This is a genomic window from Streptomyces himastatinicus ATCC 53653 (genome assembly GCF_000158915.1).
Classification (GTDB): Bacteria; Actinomycetota; Actinomycetes; order Streptomycetales; family Streptomycetaceae; genus Streptomyces; species Streptomyces himastatinicus.
In genome coordinates, this window is record NZ_GG657754.1 from 4291540 (window position 1) to 4309331 (window position 17792).

The 17792-nt window shown below is 70.5% G+C and carries 16 protein-coding genes and 1 tRNA gene; 8 read left to right on the forward strand and 9 right to left on the reverse strand.

What is annotated here, in order from left to right; all coding sequences use genetic code 11:
- Positions 1–327 (forward strand): ArsR/SmtB family transcription factor (locus SSOG_RS47570; RefSeq protein ID WP_154686100.1); only part of this gene is annotated, 327 nt, incomplete at its 5' end.
- Positions 318–390 (forward strand) — tRNA-Arg (locus SSOG_RS17675). The genes SSOG_RS47570 and SSOG_RS17675, both read left to right, overlap by 10 nt.
- A gap of 120 nt (positions 391–510) precedes the next feature.
- Here the strand turns inward: SSOG_RS17675 and SSOG_RS17680 are convergent.
- Together SSOG_RS17680 and SSOG_RS17685 are read right to left on the reverse strand one after the other, a co-directional pair.
- Positions 511–813: a putative quinol monooxygenase gene (locus SSOG_RS17680; protein ID WP_009715607.1), complete on the reverse strand. Its 303-nt coding sequence runs from the start codon at positions 811–813 to the stop codon at positions 511–513.
- 15 nt (positions 814–828) lie between these two features.
- Positions 829–1815 carry a carbohydrate kinase family protein gene (locus SSOG_RS17685; protein WP_009715608.1) on the reverse strand — a complete coding sequence of 329 codons (987 nt, stop codon included), beginning with the start codon at positions 1813–1815 and terminating at the stop codon, positions 829–831.
- Between the two features lie 245 nt (positions 1816–2060).
- Here SSOG_RS17685 and SSOG_RS17690 point away from each other — a divergent pair, with 245 nt between their 5' ends.
- From SSOG_RS17690 to SSOG_RS17705, 4 genes are all read left to right on the forward strand, one after another.
- Positions 2061–3083: a sugar ABC transporter substrate-binding protein gene (locus SSOG_RS17690; RefSeq protein ID WP_009715609.1), complete on the forward strand. Its 1023-nt coding sequence runs from the start codon at positions 2061–2063 to the stop codon at positions 3081–3083.
- A gap of 144 nt (positions 3084–3227) precedes the next feature.
- On the forward strand, positions 3228–4241 hold the full coding sequence (locus SSOG_RS17695) for an ABC transporter permease (protein WP_009715610.1): 1014 nt from the start codon (positions 3228–3230) through the stop codon (positions 4239–4241).
- Positions 4238–5071: an ATP-binding cassette domain-containing protein gene (locus tag SSOG_RS17700; protein WP_009715611.1), complete on the forward strand. Its 834-nt coding sequence runs from the start codon at positions 4238–4240 to the stop codon at positions 5069–5071. The genes SSOG_RS17695 and SSOG_RS17700 overlap by 4 nt, the downstream gene beginning before the upstream one ends.
- A 78-nt stretch (positions 5072–5149) precedes the next feature.
- On the forward strand, positions 5150–6184 hold the full coding sequence (locus tag SSOG_RS17705; RefSeq protein ID WP_009715612.1) for a LacI family DNA-binding transcriptional regulator: 1035 nt from the start codon (positions 5150–5152) through the stop codon (positions 6182–6184).
- On the opposite strand, the gene SSOG_RS17710 is transcribed toward SSOG_RS17705, so the two are convergent.
- Positions 6185–7342, reverse strand: a complete 1158-nt coding sequence (locus SSOG_RS17710) for a Dyp-type peroxidase (protein ID WP_009715613.1) — start codon at positions 7340–7342, stop codon at positions 6185–6187. It lies immediately after the preceding gene.
- Between the two features lie 217 nt (positions 7343–7559).
- Between SSOG_RS17710 and SSOG_RS17715 the strand changes: the two genes are divergently transcribed.
- Positions 7560–8771 carry a right-handed parallel beta-helix repeat-containing protein gene (locus SSOG_RS17715; protein WP_039941269.1) on the forward strand — a complete coding sequence of 404 codons (1212 nt, stop codon included), beginning with the start codon at positions 7560–7562 and terminating at the stop codon, positions 8769–8771.
- A 7-nt stretch (positions 8772–8778) separates the two neighbouring features.
- Here the strand turns inward: SSOG_RS17715 and SSOG_RS17720 are convergent, their stop codons facing one another.
- From SSOG_RS17720 to SSOG_RS17745, 6 genes are all read right to left on the reverse strand, one after another.
- Complete coding sequence (locus SSOG_RS17720; RefSeq protein ID WP_009715615.1) at positions 8779–9492, reverse strand: hypothetical protein; 714 nt, start codon at positions 9490–9492, stop codon at positions 8779–8781.
- Positions 9493–9603: 111 nt separating this feature from the next.
- On the reverse strand, positions 9604–12111 hold the full coding sequence (locus SSOG_RS17725; protein ID WP_039937944.1) for an SdrD B-like domain-containing protein: 2508 nt from the start codon (positions 12109–12111) through the stop codon (positions 9604–9606).
- 482 nt (positions 12112–12593) lie between these two features.
- On the reverse strand, positions 12594–13253 hold the full coding sequence (locus SSOG_RS17730; RefSeq protein WP_009715617.1) for a response regulator: 660 nt from the start codon (positions 13251–13253) through the stop codon (positions 12594–12596).
- Positions 13250–14416 (reverse strand): sensor histidine kinase, encoded by a 1167-nt coding sequence (locus tag SSOG_RS17735; protein WP_009715618.1) that lies wholly within the window; start codon positions 14414–14416, stop codon positions 13250–13252. Before SSOG_RS17735 ends, SSOG_RS17730 begins: the two co-directional genes overlap by 4 nt.
- Positions 14417–14439: 23 nt before the next feature.
- Positions 14440–15285 (reverse strand): CPBP family intramembrane glutamic endopeptidase, encoded by an 846-nt coding sequence (locus SSOG_RS17740; RefSeq protein WP_009715619.1) that lies wholly within the window; start codon positions 15283–15285, stop codon positions 14440–14442.
- 139 nt (positions 15286–15424) lie between these two features.
- Positions 15425–16756, reverse strand: coding sequence for an aspartate aminotransferase family protein (locus SSOG_RS17745; RefSeq protein ID WP_009715620.1), 1332 nt, complete (start codon positions 16754–16756; stop codon positions 15425–15427).
- Between the two features lie 85 nt (positions 16757–16841).
- Between SSOG_RS17745 and SSOG_RS17750 the strand changes: the two genes are divergently transcribed.
- On the forward strand, positions 16842–17783 hold the full coding sequence (locus tag SSOG_RS17750) for a LysR family transcriptional regulator (RefSeq protein ID WP_039937946.1): 942 nt from the start codon (positions 16842–16844) through the stop codon (positions 17781–17783).
- The last annotated feature ends 9 nt before the right edge of the window (positions 17784–17792 follow it).

The window sequence follows — 17792 nt, forward strand, 5'->3', positions numbered from 1 at the left end:
GGCCGCACCCGGCTCGCCCTGCTCCGCACCTTGGACGAGCCCCACACCACCACGGACCTCGCCCGCCGCCTCGGCGTCAGCAACGCCACGGCCTCCACCCACGCCACGGCCCTCCGCGCCGCCGGCCTCCTCACCACCACCCGCACCGGCCGCTCCGTGCACCACACCCGCACACCCCTGGCCGACCTGCTCCTGTCCCCGCCTCCCGGTCCTGATGATCGCCGGTCCCCCACCCGCTACACTGGCCGCGGTGGCCCAGCCCTACCCGGCCGCGACCACCACAGCACGATGTCGGACACGGTTTCCGACAGATCCCCGCCTCCGTAGCTCAGGGGATAGAGCACCGCTCTCCTAAAGCGGGTGTCGCAGGTTCGAATCCTGCCGGGGGCACGCCTAAGCAGCAGGTCAGAGGTCCTCTCGCCCATCGGGGCGACAGGACCTCTGGCTTCCGGAGCAGCAGTTGGATCGCCCGGGCTCCAACTTCGGGTCGACGCCGGTGTTCAACGCTCGTCACGGATGCGTGGCCAGTGGGTCGAGGAACGTCAGCATGGAGGCGTCCTCCTCGATCAGCGGGGTGAGGGCCGCGTTGAACGGGGCGCCGTACGGGGCGTTCAGGTGCGTCTTGAAGGCGTCCTCGTCCCGGTAGACCTCGAAGATCCAGTAGGCGCGCGGGTTGGCCGCCTTGGTGTAGACGTCGAAGGCCAGGTTGCCTTCCTCCTCACGCACCTTCCGGGCGTAGTCCTGGATCAGGCGGGCGACCTCGTCCTCCGCTCCCTCTCGGGCCGTGAACTCGGCGAGCAGGGTTTTCGTCATGGTTTCTCGTCCTTGTCAGGGGGTTGAGTCGAGGTGCCGGACGACGTCCTCGTCCGTCGTGAACTGCGCCAGCTGGTCCTGCCACGGCGGGTTGGGGCCGGCAACCGAGCAGGTCAGGGCCGCGACCTTCACGGCGAACAGGCAGGCCGCCTCGACATCGCCGAGACGCAGGTCCGTCAGCCTGCCGCCGAGGAGGCCGTGGGTGCCGAGGTGGTGCAGCAGTCCGGCGGTGAAGGAGTCCCCGGCACCGACCGTGTCGACGACCGGCGTCGCCACCGCGGGCACCTGCACCCGCTCCCCGTCGAGTGAGGCCAGGGCGCCGTCGGCGCCGCGTGTGATCACGACGAGCCGCGCCCCCGCCTCATGCCAGGTGTCGCACGCCTGCTCGGGGAGCGTTCCGGGGAGGAGGAGGTCCAGGTCGTCCTCGCTCAGCCGCAGCACGTCCGCGAGGCCGCACCAGTGCGCCAGCCGGGCACGGTAGACCTCGGGGCGCACCAGGAGCGGGCGGACGTTGGGATCGATGCTGATGGTGGCCCGGGGCGCCGCCGCTGCCAGGAAGGCCTCCACCACTGCCGCCCCGGGCTCCTTGACCAGGGCCAGCGATCCGGTGTGGACGCAGGCGGTGTCGGCCAGGTCCACCCCGGCCAGTTCCGCGCTCGTCCACTGCCAGTCGGCGGTGGCCTGGGCGTGGAAGGAGAACGCGGCTTGGCCCTGGGCATCCAGCTCGGCCACGGCCAGCGTGCTGGGCTCGGCGGCCTCGACGGCGTGGGACAGGTCCACGCCGGACGCCTCCAGGTGGGACCGGAAGAGGCGGCCGAACACGTCGCCGGACAGTCGTGCGAGGAAGCGGGCCGGGCTGCCGAGCCGGGCCAGGGCCGCCGCCGTGTTGGCTGGTCCGCCGCCCGGCAGCACGCGCAGGGCGAGCTCGTTCCGGGGCCGCGCCGATTCGGCGAACGCGTCGGCGACGCACTCCCCCAGGACGGTGATCTGACGTGGGTGCATGGCGGCTCTTCTCTTGGGGCGCGCTGGCGGAAACGGGCACCTGACGGGCAGAGCCCGGATTGCTGCGGGCGGGCGACGGTCACGATGTTGCCGATTTGTGACCGGTAGAAGGCATTGACGTTGCCTGGAGGCGGAGTCCATCATCCTCGCCAAGAAGTGTCAACGATGACATAAGTCAACGATGACACCTCGGGCGGCATGCCTCGGCGCCTACCGCTTCGCCCGCAATCCCGCAGGAGTCGTTCATGTCACGTACCTCTCGTCTTCCTTCCTCCCTGCTCAGAGCCGCCGCGTGCACGGGCATCGCAGCCCTCACCCTGACTGCCTGTGGATCCGGCTCCGGATCGGGCACCGCGAGCACCGGATCGGGCGACGTCAAGGTCGGTCTGATCACCAAGACCGACACCAACCCGTTCTTCGTGAAGATGAAGGAGGGCGCGGAGAAGGCCGCCAAGCAGAACGGCGTCAAACTGTCCACCGCCGCGGGCAAGTTCGACGGTGACAACGCCGGGCAGGTCACCGCCATCGAGAACATGGTCGCCTCCGGCGTGAAGGGCATCCTGATCACCCCCAGCGACTCGAAGGCGATCGTGCCCGCGCTCGAAAAGGCCAAGGCCAAGGGCGTCCTGGTCATCGCCCTGGACACCCCGACCGACCCGGAGAGCGCGGTCGACGCCCTCTTCGCCACGAACAACCTCAAGGCCGGCGAGCTGATCGGCGAGTATGCCAAGGCCGCCATGAAGGGCAAGACGGCGAAGATAGCCACCCTCGACCTCGCACCGGGCGTCTCCGTCGGCGTCCAGCGGCACAACGGCTTCCTGAAGGGCTTCGGCATCAAGAAGGGCGACGCCTCCATCGTCTGCTCCCAGGACACCGGGGGCGACCAGTCCAAGGGCCAGACCGCGATGGAGAACTGCTTGCAGAAGGCCCCCGACATCAACGTCGTCTACACCATCAACGAGCCCGCCGCCCTGGGCGCGTACACCGCGCTCAAGGCCAAGGGCCGGGAGAAGGACGTGCTGATCGTCTCCGTCGACGGCGGTTGCACCGGCACCCGGGCCGTCAAGGGCGGCAAGATCGCCGCGACCTCGCAGCAGTACCCGCTGAAGATGGCCGCCGAGGGCGTCAAGGCCGTCGTGACCTACGCCAAGGACGGCAAGAAGGCGTCGGGTTACACCGACACCGGCGTCACCCTGATCACCGACAAGGCGCAAGCCGGGGCCGCCTCCAAGGACACCGCCTACGGCCTGGAGAACTGCTGGGGCTGAGCCGCCGGCCCCCGGCTCCCGCCGTTCGACACCCCTCAGCGGGGCGGCCGACTGTTCCTCCCCGACGGGGGACGGCCGCTCCCTCGTCCTCTTCCCGTCCGACAAGGACGGACAAGGGCTTCTGTCTTCCGACAAGGACCTCGCATGACTGCCACGTCCACGCCACCCTCCACGTCCACGCCGTACGCGGAGCTCAAAACGCCGACCACGGTCCGCAGACTGCTCACGCAGCCGACCACCGGCCCGCTGGTCGCCCTCCTCCTGGCCTGTGCCTTCTTCTCCGTCTCGACCACCCAGTTCCTCACCGGCGGGAACCTCTCGCTGATCGTGCAGCAGGTCATGGTCGTCGGCACCCTCGCCATCGGCCAGACACTGATCATCCTCACCGCGGGCATCGACCTGTCCTGCGGAGCGGTGATGGCGTTCGGCAGCATCGTGATCGCCAAGATGGCAGCCGAGGGCACCGTGCCACCGCTCGCCGCCATCGCGCTGGGCCTGATCGTCTGCGCCGGTTTCGGCATGCTCAACGGGGCACTGGTGAAGAAGATCCCGCTGCCGCCGTTCATCGTCACCCTCGGCATGCTCAACGTGGCGTTCGCACTGACCCACATCTACTCCGAGGAGCAGACGGTCAGCAGCCTGCCCGGCCCGCTGACGGCCCTCGGGCAGACCTTCCCTCTCGGCAAGACCGACATCACCTACGGCTCGCTGGTCACCATCGCGCTGTTTCTCCTCCTCGCCTACTCGCTGAGCAGCACCAGCTGGGGCCGGCACGTCTACGCCCTGGGCAACAGCCCGGAAGCGGCGCGGCTGAACGGCATCCGCACCTCCCGCCTGGCCATCGGCGTCTACACCGTGGCCGGCCTGATGTACGGCATCGCCGCCCTGCTCCTGATCTCCCGCACCGGAGTCGGCGACCCCCAGGCCGGGCAGACCGACAACCTCGACAGCATCACCGCCGTCGTCCTCGGCGGCACCAGCCTCTTCGGCGGACGCGGATCGGTCCTGGGCACGTTCATCGGCGTCCTCATCGTCGGCGTCTTCCGCAACGGACTCCAGCTGATGGGCGTCGCCTCCATCTACCAGACCCTCATCACCGGAATCCTGGTGATCCTCGCGGTGACCGTCGACCAGATCTCCCGGAGGAAGGCCCGATGACCGCCACCACTTCGACCCCCATCCTCCAGGCCCGCGGTCTGGTCAAGCGCTACGGCCACGTCACCGCCATCGACGGCGCCGACTTCGACCTCCTGCCCGGCGAGGTCCTCGCCGTCATAGGCGACAACGGCGCCGGCAAGACCAGCCTCATCAAGGCCCTCACCGGCGCGGTGGTGCCGGACGAAGGCGAGATACGCCTCCACGGCAAGCCGATCCAGTTCTCCGGCCCGCAGAGCGCACGCGCCCACGGCATCGAGACGGTCTATCAGGACCTCGCCGTGGCGGCCTCCATGGACATCGCCTCCAACGTGTTCCTCGGCCGCGAGCTGCGCCGCCCGGGCATCCTCGGCAGCGCGTTCCGCATGCTCGACAAGAAGCGCATGCGTCAAGAGGCCGCCGAGCACATGGCCGACCTGAAGATCGGCCTGCGCTCGCTGTCCCAGGCAGTCGAGACCCTCTCCGGTGGCCAGCGGCAGGCCGTGGCGGTCGCCCGCGCGGTCGCCTGGGCCCGCAGCGTCGTCGTCATGGACGAACCTACGGCCGCCCTCGGCGTCAAGGAGTCCGGACAGGTCCTCGACCTGATCCGCCGCGTCCGCGACAAGGGCATGCCGGTCGTCCTGATCAGCCACAACATGCCCCACGTCTTCGAGATCGCCGACCGTATCCACGTCCACCGGCTGGGCCGGCGTGCCGCCCTGATCAAGCCCTCCGACTACTCCATGGCGGAGGTCGTCGCGATCATGACCGGCGCGCTCAGCGTCGACGAGACCGGCGGTACTGTCGTAGCGGATTCCAAGGCCGCGAAGGCCGCCGGAGTACAGGCCACCTGACAGCGCAACCCCGCTCTCCCATGTTCCGGCCGAGGCCGCGGCCCGGAACCCGAGAGCACCCAGGAGACGGGTTCCTCCATGGCAGCGAGCCGCCGCCCCACCTTGGCCGATGTCGCCCGAGAAGTAGGTGTCAGCGCCAAGACGGTCTCCCGAGTCCTCAATGAGGACGGGCCCGTCTCGGCGCGGACGCGGGAACAGGTACTCGCCGCGGTGGCCAAGTTGGGCTTCCAGCCGAACCTCATGGCCCGCAACATCCGCGTCGGCGGTCCGGACACGACCATAGGGCTGGTCATCCCCGACCTGGCCAACCCCTTCTTCGGAGCCGTGGCCCGCGGTATCGAGGAGACGGTCCGGGACCGCGGACTGACGCTGCTCATGGGCTCGTCAGCGGATGACCCCGACCGCGAACGCGCCCTGACGGCCCAGTTTCTCGCCCGGCGCGTCAGCATCCTGATCGTCGTACCGTCCGTCGGCGCCGACCACTCCGAACTCAAGTCGCACCGCACGGCGGGGCTGCCCATCGTCTTCCTCGACCGGCCAGGGGCCGGCCTGTCCACGGACAGCATCGTCAGCTCCAACCGTATGGGGGCCCAAGAGGGCGTCGCCCACCTGATCGCCCACGGTCACCGCCGCATCGGGTTCATCGGCGACCTGCCCGTCAAGCTGCACACCCGCCGCGAACGCCTGGCCGGATATCGCGCGGCCCTGCAAGAAGCCGACATCCCCTTCGACCGCTTGCTGGTCGCGAGCGCACACGACCAGCCGGGGGCGGAGGCCGCGACCTCCCAACTCCTCGAACTGGCCGATCCCCCCACGGCACTGTTCGCCGGAAACAACATCATGGCGCTCGGTATCGTCGCCGAACTCGCCCGCAGCAAGCGCAAGGACGTAGCCGTCGTCGCCTTCGACGACGTGTCGCTCGCCGAGGCTCTGGAACCGGCCCTGACCGTCGTCGCGCAGGACCCCGGAGAACTCGGGCGCAGCGCCGCGGCCACAGCCCTCGCCCGCCTCGACGGCGACCGCTCGCGGGCCCGCACCATCACCGTTCCCACCCGGCTTATCGTCCGGGGCTCGGGGGAGCAGCCCGCGCCCAAAGCAGCGGGCACGGCATGATCAGCCGAACAGCTGGGAACCGAGGGGGCGTTGCCGGTCGAAGCCGGGGAGGATCAGGAAGGTCGCGCTGGCGGTTGTGGTGGTGAATCGCAGCAGCGCGTCGGCGGTGTCCATGTGGGTGAGGGTGGCGGTGAAGGTGCGCAGGTCGTTCTGGAAGCTGATGAAGAGCAGGCCGGGGGCGGGGTCGTCGGTGCTGTAGGAGCGGCGGAGCATGAGGCCGGCGCCGACCACGGAGGGGTTCGCCCTGCGTACGTGGGCGTCCGCGGGGACGAGATAGCGGCCGTCCGGTGTCTTGGCGCCGAGTTCCGGGCCCAAGGCGACGGGGCCGCCGGAGAGGGGGACGCCGCTGGCCCGGCGTCGCCCGAAGACCGCCTCCTGCTCGGCTACGGACAGGGCGGCGAACCGGGGCAGGTCGAGTTCCATGCGCCGCAGTACGGCGAGGGTGCCGCCGGCGACCGCGGGGGGTCCGGCCAGCCACAGGTCGCGCCGTTGTTCGGCGGTCGTGTGCGGGCCCACGATGCCGTCGATGAAGCCGAGCGGGTTCCGTGGCGCGGTGAGGCCGTTGCCGATGGGCACGTTCGCACCGCGGCGTGCGGACTGCCGCCAGCGTTCGTGGATGCGGTCACCGGCCTGGTCCAGGAGCGCGGCGGCGACGACCGGTGGGAGCAGCGCGTCGCCGGCGCAGATCTGTATCAGCAGGTCACCGCCGCGTGCCCGCGGGGCGATCCGCTCGCGGGAGAACCGCGGGAGGTCGGTCGCGCCGGGCAGCGAGGCGCCGGCCGTGCGCACCAGCCGGGGGCCCACGCCGACGGTCACGGTGAGGTCGCCCGGCGGCAGGCCCAGCAGCCGCGGGTCGGTCCCCGCGACGAGTGTGCGGATGGCCTGGCCCAGGTCGGCCAGTAACGGGCCGGGAGCCACGGTGGCGCCGAGGTCTGCCACCACGGCCAGCAGGTTGCGCTGGGCCGGCTGGGGGAGCGTGATGCCTGCCTGATGCCGGCCCGTCGCCACAACCGGTGTCGGCGTGGCCGCGGCGGTAGGGGCGTGCCGGCCTGGCCGGGCGGAGTCCGAAGTGCACCCGGCGGTCAGGCCGGCGGCCACCATGGCGCCGGTGGCATCGAGGAACGCGCGGCGCGACGGACGGTGATCGGCTCGATGCATGGGGTGCAGGGTGCCACATCCTCACCGTGCACGTCGGTCAATCTCGCCAATTACGGCGGGTAATTGGGCGTTCTGCCAGACTGGGGCCATGCCTCGATTAGCTCTTCGCGTGGTGGCGGCGGTACTGGGCACGCTGGCACTTGTGGTCGGCTGCGACGGCGGCGATGGCGGATCGGACAAAGGCCGGCGACCGTCCGGTGCGCAGGTGACGATCCGCGTGCCTGCCGATGCCCCGACGATCTCGGCTGCGGTGTCCTTGGCCCGGCCCGGTGACCTGGTGCTGATCGCCCCGGGCGTCTACCACGAGTCGGTGAAGATCGACACGGCTCGCATCACCCTTCGCGGCGCGTCCCGGCACAAGGTCGTCATCGACGGGCGGTTGCGGCAGCCGAACGGTGTCGTCGTCGCGGCGCCCGGAGTGGCCGTGGAGAACCTGACCGTGGAGAACAACACGCAGAACGGGGTGCTGGTCACCGGTTCGGCGGCGGCCGCCGCCGGGCTGCCGGGGCAGAGCGGCCACTACGACACCGGCGACGAGCCCGTCACCTTCCTGAAGTCGTTCCTGGTCTCGCATGTGACCGCGACCCGCAACGGGCTGTACGGCATCTACGCGTTCTCCGCGCAGAACGGTGTCATCGAGCGTTCGTACACCTCGGGCGGGGCCGACTCGGGTATCTACGTCGGGCAGTGCAAGCCGTGTCACATCGTGGTGCGGGACAACATCGCCGAACTCAACGCGGTCGGTTACGAAGGCACCAACGCCAGCGGCGACATGTACGTGGTCCGCAACCGTCTGGTCGGCAACCGGGTCGGCCTGACCACCAACTCCGACCACCAGGAGAAGCTGCTCCCGCAGCGGGACGCCGTCATCGCGGGCAATCTGATCGCCGCCAACCAGCAGCGGGCCACCCCGCAGCAGGCCGACGGCGGATGGGGCACCGGCATCGGCATCGACGGCGGCAGCGACAACCAGTTCGTCCGTAACCGCGTCGCCGACAACAGCAACGCCGGGCTGGTGATCACCGCGACCGCCGACATGGCGTCGGTCGGCAACCGGATCGTGGACAACACGTTCACCGGCAACGGAGTCGACGTCGGCTGGACGTTCCCCACCGCCACCCGGGGGCGGGGCAACTGCCTGCGCGGCAACGATCTGCGCACCACGGTGCCCGTCCGGCTCGCGACCACCGCGTCCTGTCCGCTGCCCGCCAAGTCGCCCTCGCCAGGCGGCCGGTGGGCGATGCCGACGGCACCTGGCGGCATCCCGTTCACCGAGGTCGCGGCGCCTGGCCGACAGCCGCAGTTCCCCCACGCCACCACTACGGGCGCCACCGTCGTCCCGGCCGTTCCGGCCCCGCCGGACATGGCGGACATCCCGCTGCCGCCGGTGTCCCTGCTTGCCGAGGACGCGCGGGTGCGAGCCTCCTGAACAGCGGCTACCGCGTCGGGGTGACTCCGGGGACCGGCTTGACCGGAACGTACTTCTGGGTGTCGAAATCGATGACCACCGGCCGCGACACGGAACCCACGCTGACGCGCACCCGGTACATGGTGCCGTCCGAACCGACCCAGTAGCGCACCCTGTTCGCCGTACCGGAGCGGTCACGGGAGGACGGCCCGGTCATGACGTCCACCCAATGCCCGTCCACCTGATCCCGTCCCCACCAGGCGGCGCCGTTCTGCGGCATGAGTTGGGCGTTGTCCGGCCGGTCGCTGCCGAGACCGAGTGCGATGGCCAGCGAACTGTCCAGCGCGCTGCCGGACGACTGGAGCGGACGGCCGTACCAGCCCGAGCGGGGCGGCGACGCGGGTGGGTGTGCCGGGGCGTTCGCCATCGGGTGGACGGCCACCGAGGTGGCCGTCCACTCGATCAGCCCGTCGCTGGATGTGTCGCGCCCAGTGCCGTGCACCACGCCGTAACCGAGCTTGCGTCGGTAGTCGACGGACCCGGTGACGATCAGCCCACCGGCGGTGCCCGGCACGGTGATCGTCACCGCGCGGCCGTGCGCCTCGTAGTTACGGAACCGCGTCATCGCCAGCCGGTTCACCTCATCCGACGTCAGCGCGCGCGGACCGCTGGGGCCAGAGCCGCCGCCGGTGGCCAGGAACACGGCCACCGCGACGGCCGCTACGCCGATGACCGCTGCCACCCAGCGTGGCCGCGGCCATCGGCGCCGGTCAGCCGCACGGCCAGGTAGAGGTTGCCGGGTTCGCACGCTCCGCACGCGGCTCGACGCTGACACTTTTCCGATTTCCCCTGTTCAGTGTTTCTGGGCGCGACGCTTCCGGCTCATGAACGCGATGGCCAGACCCGCGCCCACCAGCAGACCGACGAGGGCGATCGCCTCTGGCAGCCCGGACATACCGGTGAGCGCCAGCGACCCCCTGCTCCCACCGGAACCCGTACTCCCACCGGCCGGGCCCGGGTTGGCAGGCGGCGCGCCTGACGGCGGCGAGGCCGGGCCGGGTGGCGAGGTCGGGTCCGGGGCCGGTGATGAGGTCGGCGTCGGGTTCGCGGTATCGGTCGGCGTCGGGCCCGGGGTCGCGGTATCGGTCGGGGTCGGGCTCGGGTTCGCCGTATCGGTCGGGGTCGGGGTCGGCGTTGCCTTCGGGATGTACACCCCGGCGTCGATCGTGTGATCGACCCTGCCCGGCTTGTCCGGCGCCGTGACAGGCGCGGAGCCGTCGCACAACCGACCGGTGGTCGGCGGGGTCACATTGGAGTCATGCGCACGGTTGCCACCGGCTCGCGGGAGCGTGAACCGCAGGTCGCTCGCCGCGGGCTGGTCGGGCACCTTGCTGGTGTCCGCGGTGCACACGTCGAACTGCACCGTGTACTTCGCGCCCGGCGTGAGCTCGTACTCGGCGCCGACACCACCGAAGTAGTACTCGCCGTCGGCATTGGTCCTGGTCGTGGCGACCTGCTTGCCGTCCGCGTCCAGCAGGTTGATCGTCGCCCCCGGCAGCAGCACGTGCCCCGGGTCCTGGATCCCGTTGTGGTCGCCGTCGAACCACACGACGTTGCCGATCTGGATCGGCGCGTTCGCCGCCGCGTACGCGATGTCACCGAGCCCGCCGGCCTTGCCGAACCCGCCTTGTTCCCGGCTGACGAACTGGAACCCGTTGGCCTTGGGGTTGTTGCCCGGGCCCTGACCGGTCGTGATGTCGTGGTACCCGGTCCCTGAGGTCGCGACGTCGACGACCGGGTCGAACTCCGTGCTGGCGACCCACTGCTGCTGCGGGATGTAGGCCACCGATCCCAGCGCGGTCTCCTTGTGCGCGTTGGCGTAAGAGTCGCCCGGGAAGTATTCGACGACACCGGCGGGCTGGCCGCCACTGTTGGCGGGGGTGGCGTGGTTGGGGCAGCTCCCGGTGCCTTCCCACGCGTATTCACCGGTGGGAGTGGCGCAGACCATGGTGATGTCACCACCGGACATGGCGTTTTCCGCCGTGTCGTTCCCCGGGCGGGGGTCCAGCCCTCCCCAGCTGAGCACGTCCATGAACCGGTCGCGGAAACCCAGGATCATCGAGCCGTCGCGGGCGAAGGCGAGGGAGGACAGCTCCGGCTGCGGATCGATGAAGACGCCGCCCGCCTTCCGGTCGTCCCACGTGTCCAGGCTGGTGTTCCACGGGTTCCAGTGGGTGGCCTTGTCGCCGGAACCGAAGACGCTGCCGCGTTCGGCCGTGAGCGGGTGGCTCAGCACCGTGGTGAACCGCTTGCCGTCGTAGGTGGAGACGAAGGCTTTCAGATCCGCACGCTGCTGCGTGCTCTCCGCGCTGCACACGCCGCCCACGTACAGCGTGTTGTTGTGGACCTGGAGACCGAACGGCCGCCAGTCGTCGGGGCTCGCGCACCCCGGGTCCGGGATCGGCACCGTCGCCTCGGGCTCCGAGGCGGTGTTCCCTGTCGCGTCGAAGCTCACCAGGCTGCGGGTCCGCAGGTTCACCGCGTACAGCGTGGAGCCGTCCTCCGACAGGGCCAGGCCACCGATGCTCTCCTTGCCCGGCGCGTCGGTGAACCCGGGATCCTTGATCATGTTGGCGGTGTCGTGCTCCGTCACCGCGGCGTCCGGTACGCGCGCGAACAGCTGTGGCGCACCCGAGCCGTTGACCGGCACCGTGTAGATCGCGCCCCCGCCCTGCGGCCCGTACGGGGCGTACCGGCGGGCGAACGCGCTCTGGAACAGCTGGCTCCGGTCCTTGTCGTACGCCAACCCGAACGTCGTGCCCACCTGGTCCTGCGTGGCCAGCGTCTCCGGGCACGCCACATCGCTGGGACACGTGCCCCGGGTCTTCGTCCCGAACGCCACCAGCGCCCGGTTGTCCGTCCCGTTGGCACCGTTGTGGACCGGTACGAAGTACCGCGAGTCCGGCAGCGCGTAGTCGGCCGGGTCCCAGACCCCCGTCACCACCGAGGCGTTCTTTCCGTCCGACACGTCCACGAACGACGTGAAGCTGTTGAAGTGGTTCTCCGCCGTCGACGCGGGCGCCGCCCGCAGATAGTCGCTGTACGGCGCCGGGATGCTGACGTCGACGCGGTACTGGCCGCCGCTCAGCACCGTCGACTGCGCCACCACGACCTTTCCGGTGGCATCCGTGACACCGCTGACGACGTGCCCGGCGGGGTCGGAGATCTGCACCTTCATGCCCCGCTGCGGCACGTCCATCGTCGCGTTGATCACGCCGGTGCCGAAGAAGTCGCGCAGCACCTCGACCGTCAGCGTGCCGTCGGCGGTCGAAGCGGCGGCCGGTCCGGCCGTCGCTCCCACGGCGCCGCCTGCCAGCAAGAGAAGAGATAGCCCTATGCGCGCCGGCAGCCCCGCGAGCCTGCGGGCCGACCGGCATGAGTCTCTGCCGACTCTGTTCATGGCATCACACTCCACACTTCTCTTGTGGTGAAACGAAGCCCCCGCTTGTCGCCGCACGTCCACGGAAAAGAAAAAGGGGCCCACCGCTGTTGCGTGGACCGCTTTGTGATGATCGCTTCAGGGTATTGCGGACGAGCCGTAAGCGCCGTGACCCAGGAAAAGCGAACGCGCGTTCAGGGCCTTGCGCAGGACCGCCCCGGGTTGTGTCTTTTCGCAGCTCAACCACGGCACCCTCGCCCCCACCACCGACCTCACCGACCGCCATCGCGAGCAGCGCGCGATATCTTATGCGTTGGGGCGTCATATTTGTTATGCGGAAAGAGTGTTCGAAAGGCACTCCGAACGTGAGGCTGAACGCCGGTTCGAAATGGCCCCGGTGGGTATCAGGTCGCCAGGCCCTGGCGGTAGGCGTAGACGACTGCCTGGACGCGGTCGCGGAGATCGAGTTTGGTGAGGATGCGGGAGACGAAGGTTTTGACGGTCTCCTGGCTGATCTGGAGGGCCGCGGCGATTTCGCTGTTGGAGCGGCCGTCCGCGATGAGGCGAAGGACCTCCAGCTCGCGCGGGGTCAGCGGGTTGTCGTGCGGGGTGCCCGCGGCGGGCCGGATCCGGGCGGCGTACGTGCCCACGAGCTTGCGCGTCACCTCGGGGTCCAGCAGGGCCGCGCCGGTGGCCACGGTCCGGATCCCGTGCAGCAGTTGGGACGGCGGCGCGTCTTTGAGCAGAAACCCGCTCGCCCCCGCGCGCAGCGCCTCGTAGACGTACTCGTCCAGGTTGAACGTCGTCACCACGAGCACCTTGACCTGCTGCGGCACCCCGGCACCGGCGAGCAGGCGGGTTGCCTCGATGCCGTCGAGCACCGGCATGCGTACATCCATCACCACGACGTCCGGGCGCAGCCGGCCGGCCAGGTCGACCGCGGCCTGCCCGTCCTCGCACTCGCCCACCACCTCGAGGTCGGGCTGGGCGTCGATGATCGTCACCAGCCCGGTACGGACCAGCACCTGGTCATCGCAGACCAGGACCCGGATCGGCGCGGTCACGACGGGCTCCCCGCGGGTATGCGTGCCCGGACGACGAAGCCACCGGCCGACCGCGCGCCCGCTTGGAAGTCGCCGCCCAGGACGTCGACCCGTTCGCGGAGACCGGCGAGACCCCGGCCGCTCCCGCCGGGGGAGGCGGCCCGCGAGCCGGAACCGTCCGTGCTGACCTCCACGGTGATCTCCCTGTGGCCGTGGCGCACCCGGACCGAAGTGCGGCTTCCGTGAGCGTACTTGAGGGCGTTCGTCAGAGCCTCCTGTACGACCCGGTACGCCACGAGGTCGGCGCTGCCGGTCGACTCCGCGGGCGTGCCCTCCTCGGTGAACTCCACCGGCTGCCCGGCCCGGCGCGTCTGCTCCACGAGCGTGAGGACCCGGCCGATGTGCGGTTTCCTGGCGTCGGTGCCGTGATCGGTGCCGTGGTCGGTGCCGTAGTCGGGGTTGAGCAGGTCGAGCAGGTGCCGCAGGTCGGCGATGGCCAGCCGGCCGGTATCGGTGACCGCGTTCAGGGCCTGGTCGAGGCGATCGGGCGCGGTGGTCAGATAGCGCGCCGCCTCGGCCTGCACGACCATCGCGGTGACGTGGTGGGTCACGACATCGTGGAGCTCGCGGGCGATGCGGGTGCGTTCGGCGGCGCGGGTGTCCTCGGCCACGCGGCGGCGCCGCTCGGCCTCCGCGGTACGGGTGGCGCGCAGCCACCCCCCGATGCCCCACGGGAGGGCCAGCGCCACGTAGTACAGCGCGAACTCGCTCGGCGACTCACCCGAACCGAGCCGGAAGAGCGCGACCGCCAGCGGTACGTACGCCACGGAGAAGAGGAGCGCGGTGGCGCGCCGGTGCCGTTCCAGATGGGCGCCCGCGCTCAGCAGCGCGACGGGCACCGCGGTCCCCGCGAACGAGTGGTAGCCGCGGAGCTGGTCGACCGCGAAGCCGAGCGACACCAGGGCGAGAGCGACGACCGGCCACCGCCGGCGCACGGCGAGCGGAAGGCACTGGAGGGCGACCGCCACGACGGCCGCCGCGTCGAAGGGGCGGGCGGGCAGACCGCCGAGCTGCGTCCCGTGGTTGTGGAACGCCGGTACGAGCGACGCGGCGAGGAGCAGCAGCCCGAGCGGGAGATCCCGCACCGTGACGTCGGACCGGTGCCATATCTCCGGGATCCGCATCTCCGGGATCCGCCGAAGACTGATCACCGGGTGAGTGTAGCGGCGGCCTCGGCCCGCTCGGCCCGCTCTGCGCGGCGGCGACGGGGCACCACATGGCCGCGCCGGTAGGCCAGCCACATGAACGCGATCGTCGTCAGGACGCCGAACAGCACCGAGTACACGCTTCCCTCCGGGCCGAAGTCACCGCCGGTGAGCAGCTTCGGGCCCGACGTCGCGGAGTCCAGCAGTCCCTGGGGGGTGTCGTTGCCCGATACCTCGGTGCTGAAGATGCCGGAGGCGGCGAAGTTCCAGCCGAAGTGCAGGCCGATCGGCACCCACAGCTTGCGGGTGGCGACGTACGCGGCGGTGAGCATGCCGCCGGCCTCGACGGCGATGGCGGCGGCGCCCCACAGGCTGGCGTTCGGGTTGAGCAGGTGCGACAGGCCGAACAGCGCACCGGTCAGCACCAGCGCGATCCAGGTGCCGATGCGTTCTTCGGCGATCCGGAACAGGACGCCGCGGTACATCAGTTCCTCGGTCACCGCGGCGGCGGCCATGAAGCCTAAGAGTCCCACCGCGCCCGTTCCCGAGCCCAGGCCGTCGACCTCGTAGTACCCGGAGGTGAAGAGGTTCACCATGACGGCCCCGAACAGCGCGACGCCGATCAGCATTCCGCGGCCTGTCGCGGCGGGGGCACCTTCCAGGGCCACCTCGGTGGACGGACGGCGCTCCGTCCGCCGCACCACCCACCCGTAGACCAGCACCGCGAGTACGGCTGTCGGAACGCCGATGGCCAGCGTGAGCCACGGGTTCCCGTCCACCGCGGCAAGGCCCTGACCGCCGAGGAAAGCGACCGCCGCGACGGCCGCGAGCTGCCAGACCAGTCTCATGAAGACTCCTTCGCCCCATCCGCGGCCGGGGCGCCGCGGCTGCACCGGACGCTACGGATCCGCCGACCCGGAATCGTCACCTCACGGTGGACACCTGGGCGTAGCTCGCACGGGGGACAAGGCCGCCCGGTGGATCGCTTCAGAGACCTCGTACGGCGTCGGTGAGCGCTTCGTCGAGGATGGCGACGCCGCGGGCGATCTCGTCGTCGCTCGCGGTCAGCGGCGGCGCGATGCGGAAGGTGCCTCCCATGCCGGGCAACTGGACGATGTTCATGTGCAGCCCGAGTTCGAAGCAGCGCCGGGTGACGGCCGCGCCGAGCCGGTCGGCGCCCCCGGCGCCCAGCACCTGGTCACCGGCCAGCTCCACCCCTGCCAGCAGCCCGCGGCCGCGGACATCCCCGACGACGTCGTGGCGGGCGGCGAGACCGTCGAGGCCCTCGCGCAGCGTCGTGCCGAGCCGGCGGGCGCGCTCGTCGAGGCGGTCGCGGATCAGCACGTCGAGGACGGTGTTGCCGACGGCGGCCGGCAGCGGGTCGCTGGCATGGGTGGTGAGGAACAGGAATCCCCGGTCGTGTGCTTCCTGCTCGATCTCCGGGCTGGTCAGCACGGCTGCCAGCGGCAGCCCCGCGCCGAGCGTCTTGGACAGCGTGAGGATGTCCGGGACGACACCGTCGTGCTGGAAGGCGTACCAGTCGCCGGTGCGGCACAGCCCGGTCTGGGCCTCGTCCAGGATCAGCAGCATGTCCCGTTCCCGGCACTTCCGCGCCAGGGCGGCCAGATAGCCCGGCGGGAGTTCGATGATGCCGCCGGAGCTGAGGATCGGTTCGACCAGGCATGCGGCGAGACTGCCGACCGACTGCGCGTCGATCAGGTCGAAGCCGAGGTCGAGTTGGCGGCGCCAGTCGAGCGAGCCGTCGGCGTCGACGATGTCCGGGTGGAAGCGGTCCGGGACCGGCAACGCGAAGTTGCCCGGCGCGGCCGGTCCGTAGCCCTTGCGCCCGGCGCTGTACGTGGCGTTCGCGGCGGCCTGGGTCATCCCGTGCCAGGACCGGGCGAACGAGACGATCTCATGGCGGCCGGTGACGAGTTTCGCCATCCGCACCGCGGCCTCGTTCGCCTCCGCCCCGGTGGTCAGGAGCAACGCCTTCTCCAACGGATCGGGCAGGGTCTCGGCGAGCCGCCGAGTGAGCTCGATGACCGGGCGGCTGAGCATGCCGCTGTGGAGGTGGTCGAGGACACCGACCTGCTCGCGGACCGTCGCGACGATCTCCGGGTGAGAGTGCCCGAGGATCGCGCTCATCTGACCGGAGGTGAAATCGAGCAGCTCGCGGCCGCTCTCGGTGAACACCGATGTGCCCGCGGCGCGAGCGATGACCTCCGGAGTGAACTCGGCTTGTCCGGAATAGCGGATGAGATGGCGCTCCGGGGCGCCACCGGCTGTCTCAGCTGTCTCGGCTGTCTCGGGAAGCATGCGATCGACGGTAGGGACGCACCGCTGCGCGCGTCCATCGCACAGATCCGATCGTCCTGTTCGGCAAAACCGTACAATCGGGCGCATGCTCAACTCGGGGCGACTGCGGCTGCTCAGCCTGCTGGAAACCCTGGGTACCGTCCGCGCGGTCGCCGACACACTGCACCTGAGCGCATCGACGGTGTCCCAGCAACTGGCGGTGCTCGAAACCGAGACCCGATGCCGGCTGCTGGAGCGGACGGGGCGGAAAGTGCGGCTGACCCCGGCCGGTCTCCTGCTGGCCCGTCGGGGCCGGGAGATCCTGGACCGGATGGCCGAGGCCGAGGCCGAGTTGCACGCCCTGAACGACGAGCCCATCGGCACCGTCCGGCTCGGGGTGTTCCAGAGCGCGATCTACACCCTCGCGATGCCTGCGGCGACGCGCCTGGCCACCACCCACCCGCGCCTGCACCTCGAACTGATCGAGTCGGAGCCGCACGAGAGCGGAGCGGCTCTCCGCTCGGGCGAGGCGGACGTCATCGTCACCACCACCGATTACCCCGGCCTCTCGTGGGGTGCCGACCTCGAGATGATTCCCCTGGGCATCGACCCGATCGTCCTGGTCCTGCCGCCCGACCACCCGCTGACCTGCCGTACGACGGTCAATCTCGCGGCCTGCGCGGAGGAGACGTGGGCGTGTGACCGACCGCAGTCGTACATGGCGGATCTGACCATGCGGCTGTGCCGCGAGTCGGGATTCGAACCCCGCGTGGCCTGCCGGTTCAGCAACTACCTGATGCTGCTGCGACACGTCGAGTCGGGCCGGTCCATCACCCTGCTCCCCGCCCTGGCCGTCACCCCGGACCACGCGGTCACCACCCGCCGGCTCAGCACACCGGTACACCGCAACATCACCATCGTGGTGCGGCGCGGCACGACGCAGCGCGCCGCCGTGAACGCGGTCGTCGCGGCGCTACGCGACCACCCCGAGATCCCAGCCCTCACCGCCCCCGGCCGCCGCGCTGGACAGCAACCGCCCATGCCGTAGCCGAGCAAA

Excerpts from the sequence above, each read along its gene's own strand:
- SSOG_RS17740 (WP_009715619.1), bottom strand. The coding sequence starts at position 15,285 with ATGAGACTGGTCTGGCAGCTCGCGGCCGTCGCGGCGGTCGCTTTCCTC.
- SSOG_RS17700 (WP_009715611.1), top strand. The coding sequence starts at position 4,238 with ATGACCGCCACCACTTCGACCCCCATCCTCCAGGCCCGCGGTCTGGTC.
- SSOG_RS17735 (WP_009715618.1), bottom strand. The coding sequence starts at position 14,416 with ATGCGGATCCCGGAGATATGGCACCGGTCCGACGTCACGGTGCGGGAT.
- SSOG_RS17710 (WP_009715613.1), bottom strand. The coding sequence starts at position 7,342 with ATGCATCGAGCCGATCACCGTCCGTCGCGCCGCGCGTTCCTCGATGCC.
- SSOG_RS17690 (WP_009715609.1), top strand. The coding sequence starts at position 2,061 with ATGTCACGTACCTCTCGTCTTCCTTCCTCCCTGCTCAGAGCCGCCGCG.
- SSOG_RS17695 (WP_009715610.1), top strand. The coding sequence starts at position 3,228 with ATGACTGCCACGTCCACGCCACCCTCCACGTCCACGCCGTACGCGGAG.
- SSOG_RS17745 (WP_009715620.1), bottom strand. The coding sequence starts at position 16,756 with ATGCTTCCCGAGACAGCCGAGACAGCTGAGACAGCCGGTGGCGCCCCG.
- SSOG_RS17705 (WP_009715612.1), top strand. The coding sequence starts at position 5,150 with ATGGCAGCGAGCCGCCGCCCCACCTTGGCCGATGTCGCCCGAGAAGTA.
- SSOG_RS17685 (WP_009715608.1), bottom strand. The coding sequence starts at position 1,815 with ATGCACCCACGTCAGATCACCGTCCTGGGGGAGTGCGTCGCCGACGCG.
- SSOG_RS17750 (WP_039937946.1), top strand. The coding sequence starts at position 16,842 with ATGCTCAACTCGGGGCGACTGCGGCTGCTCAGCCTGCTGGAAACCCTG.
- SSOG_RS17680 (WP_009715607.1), bottom strand. The coding sequence starts at position 813 with ATGACGAAAACCCTGCTCGCCGAGTTCACGGCCCGAGAGGGAGCGGAG.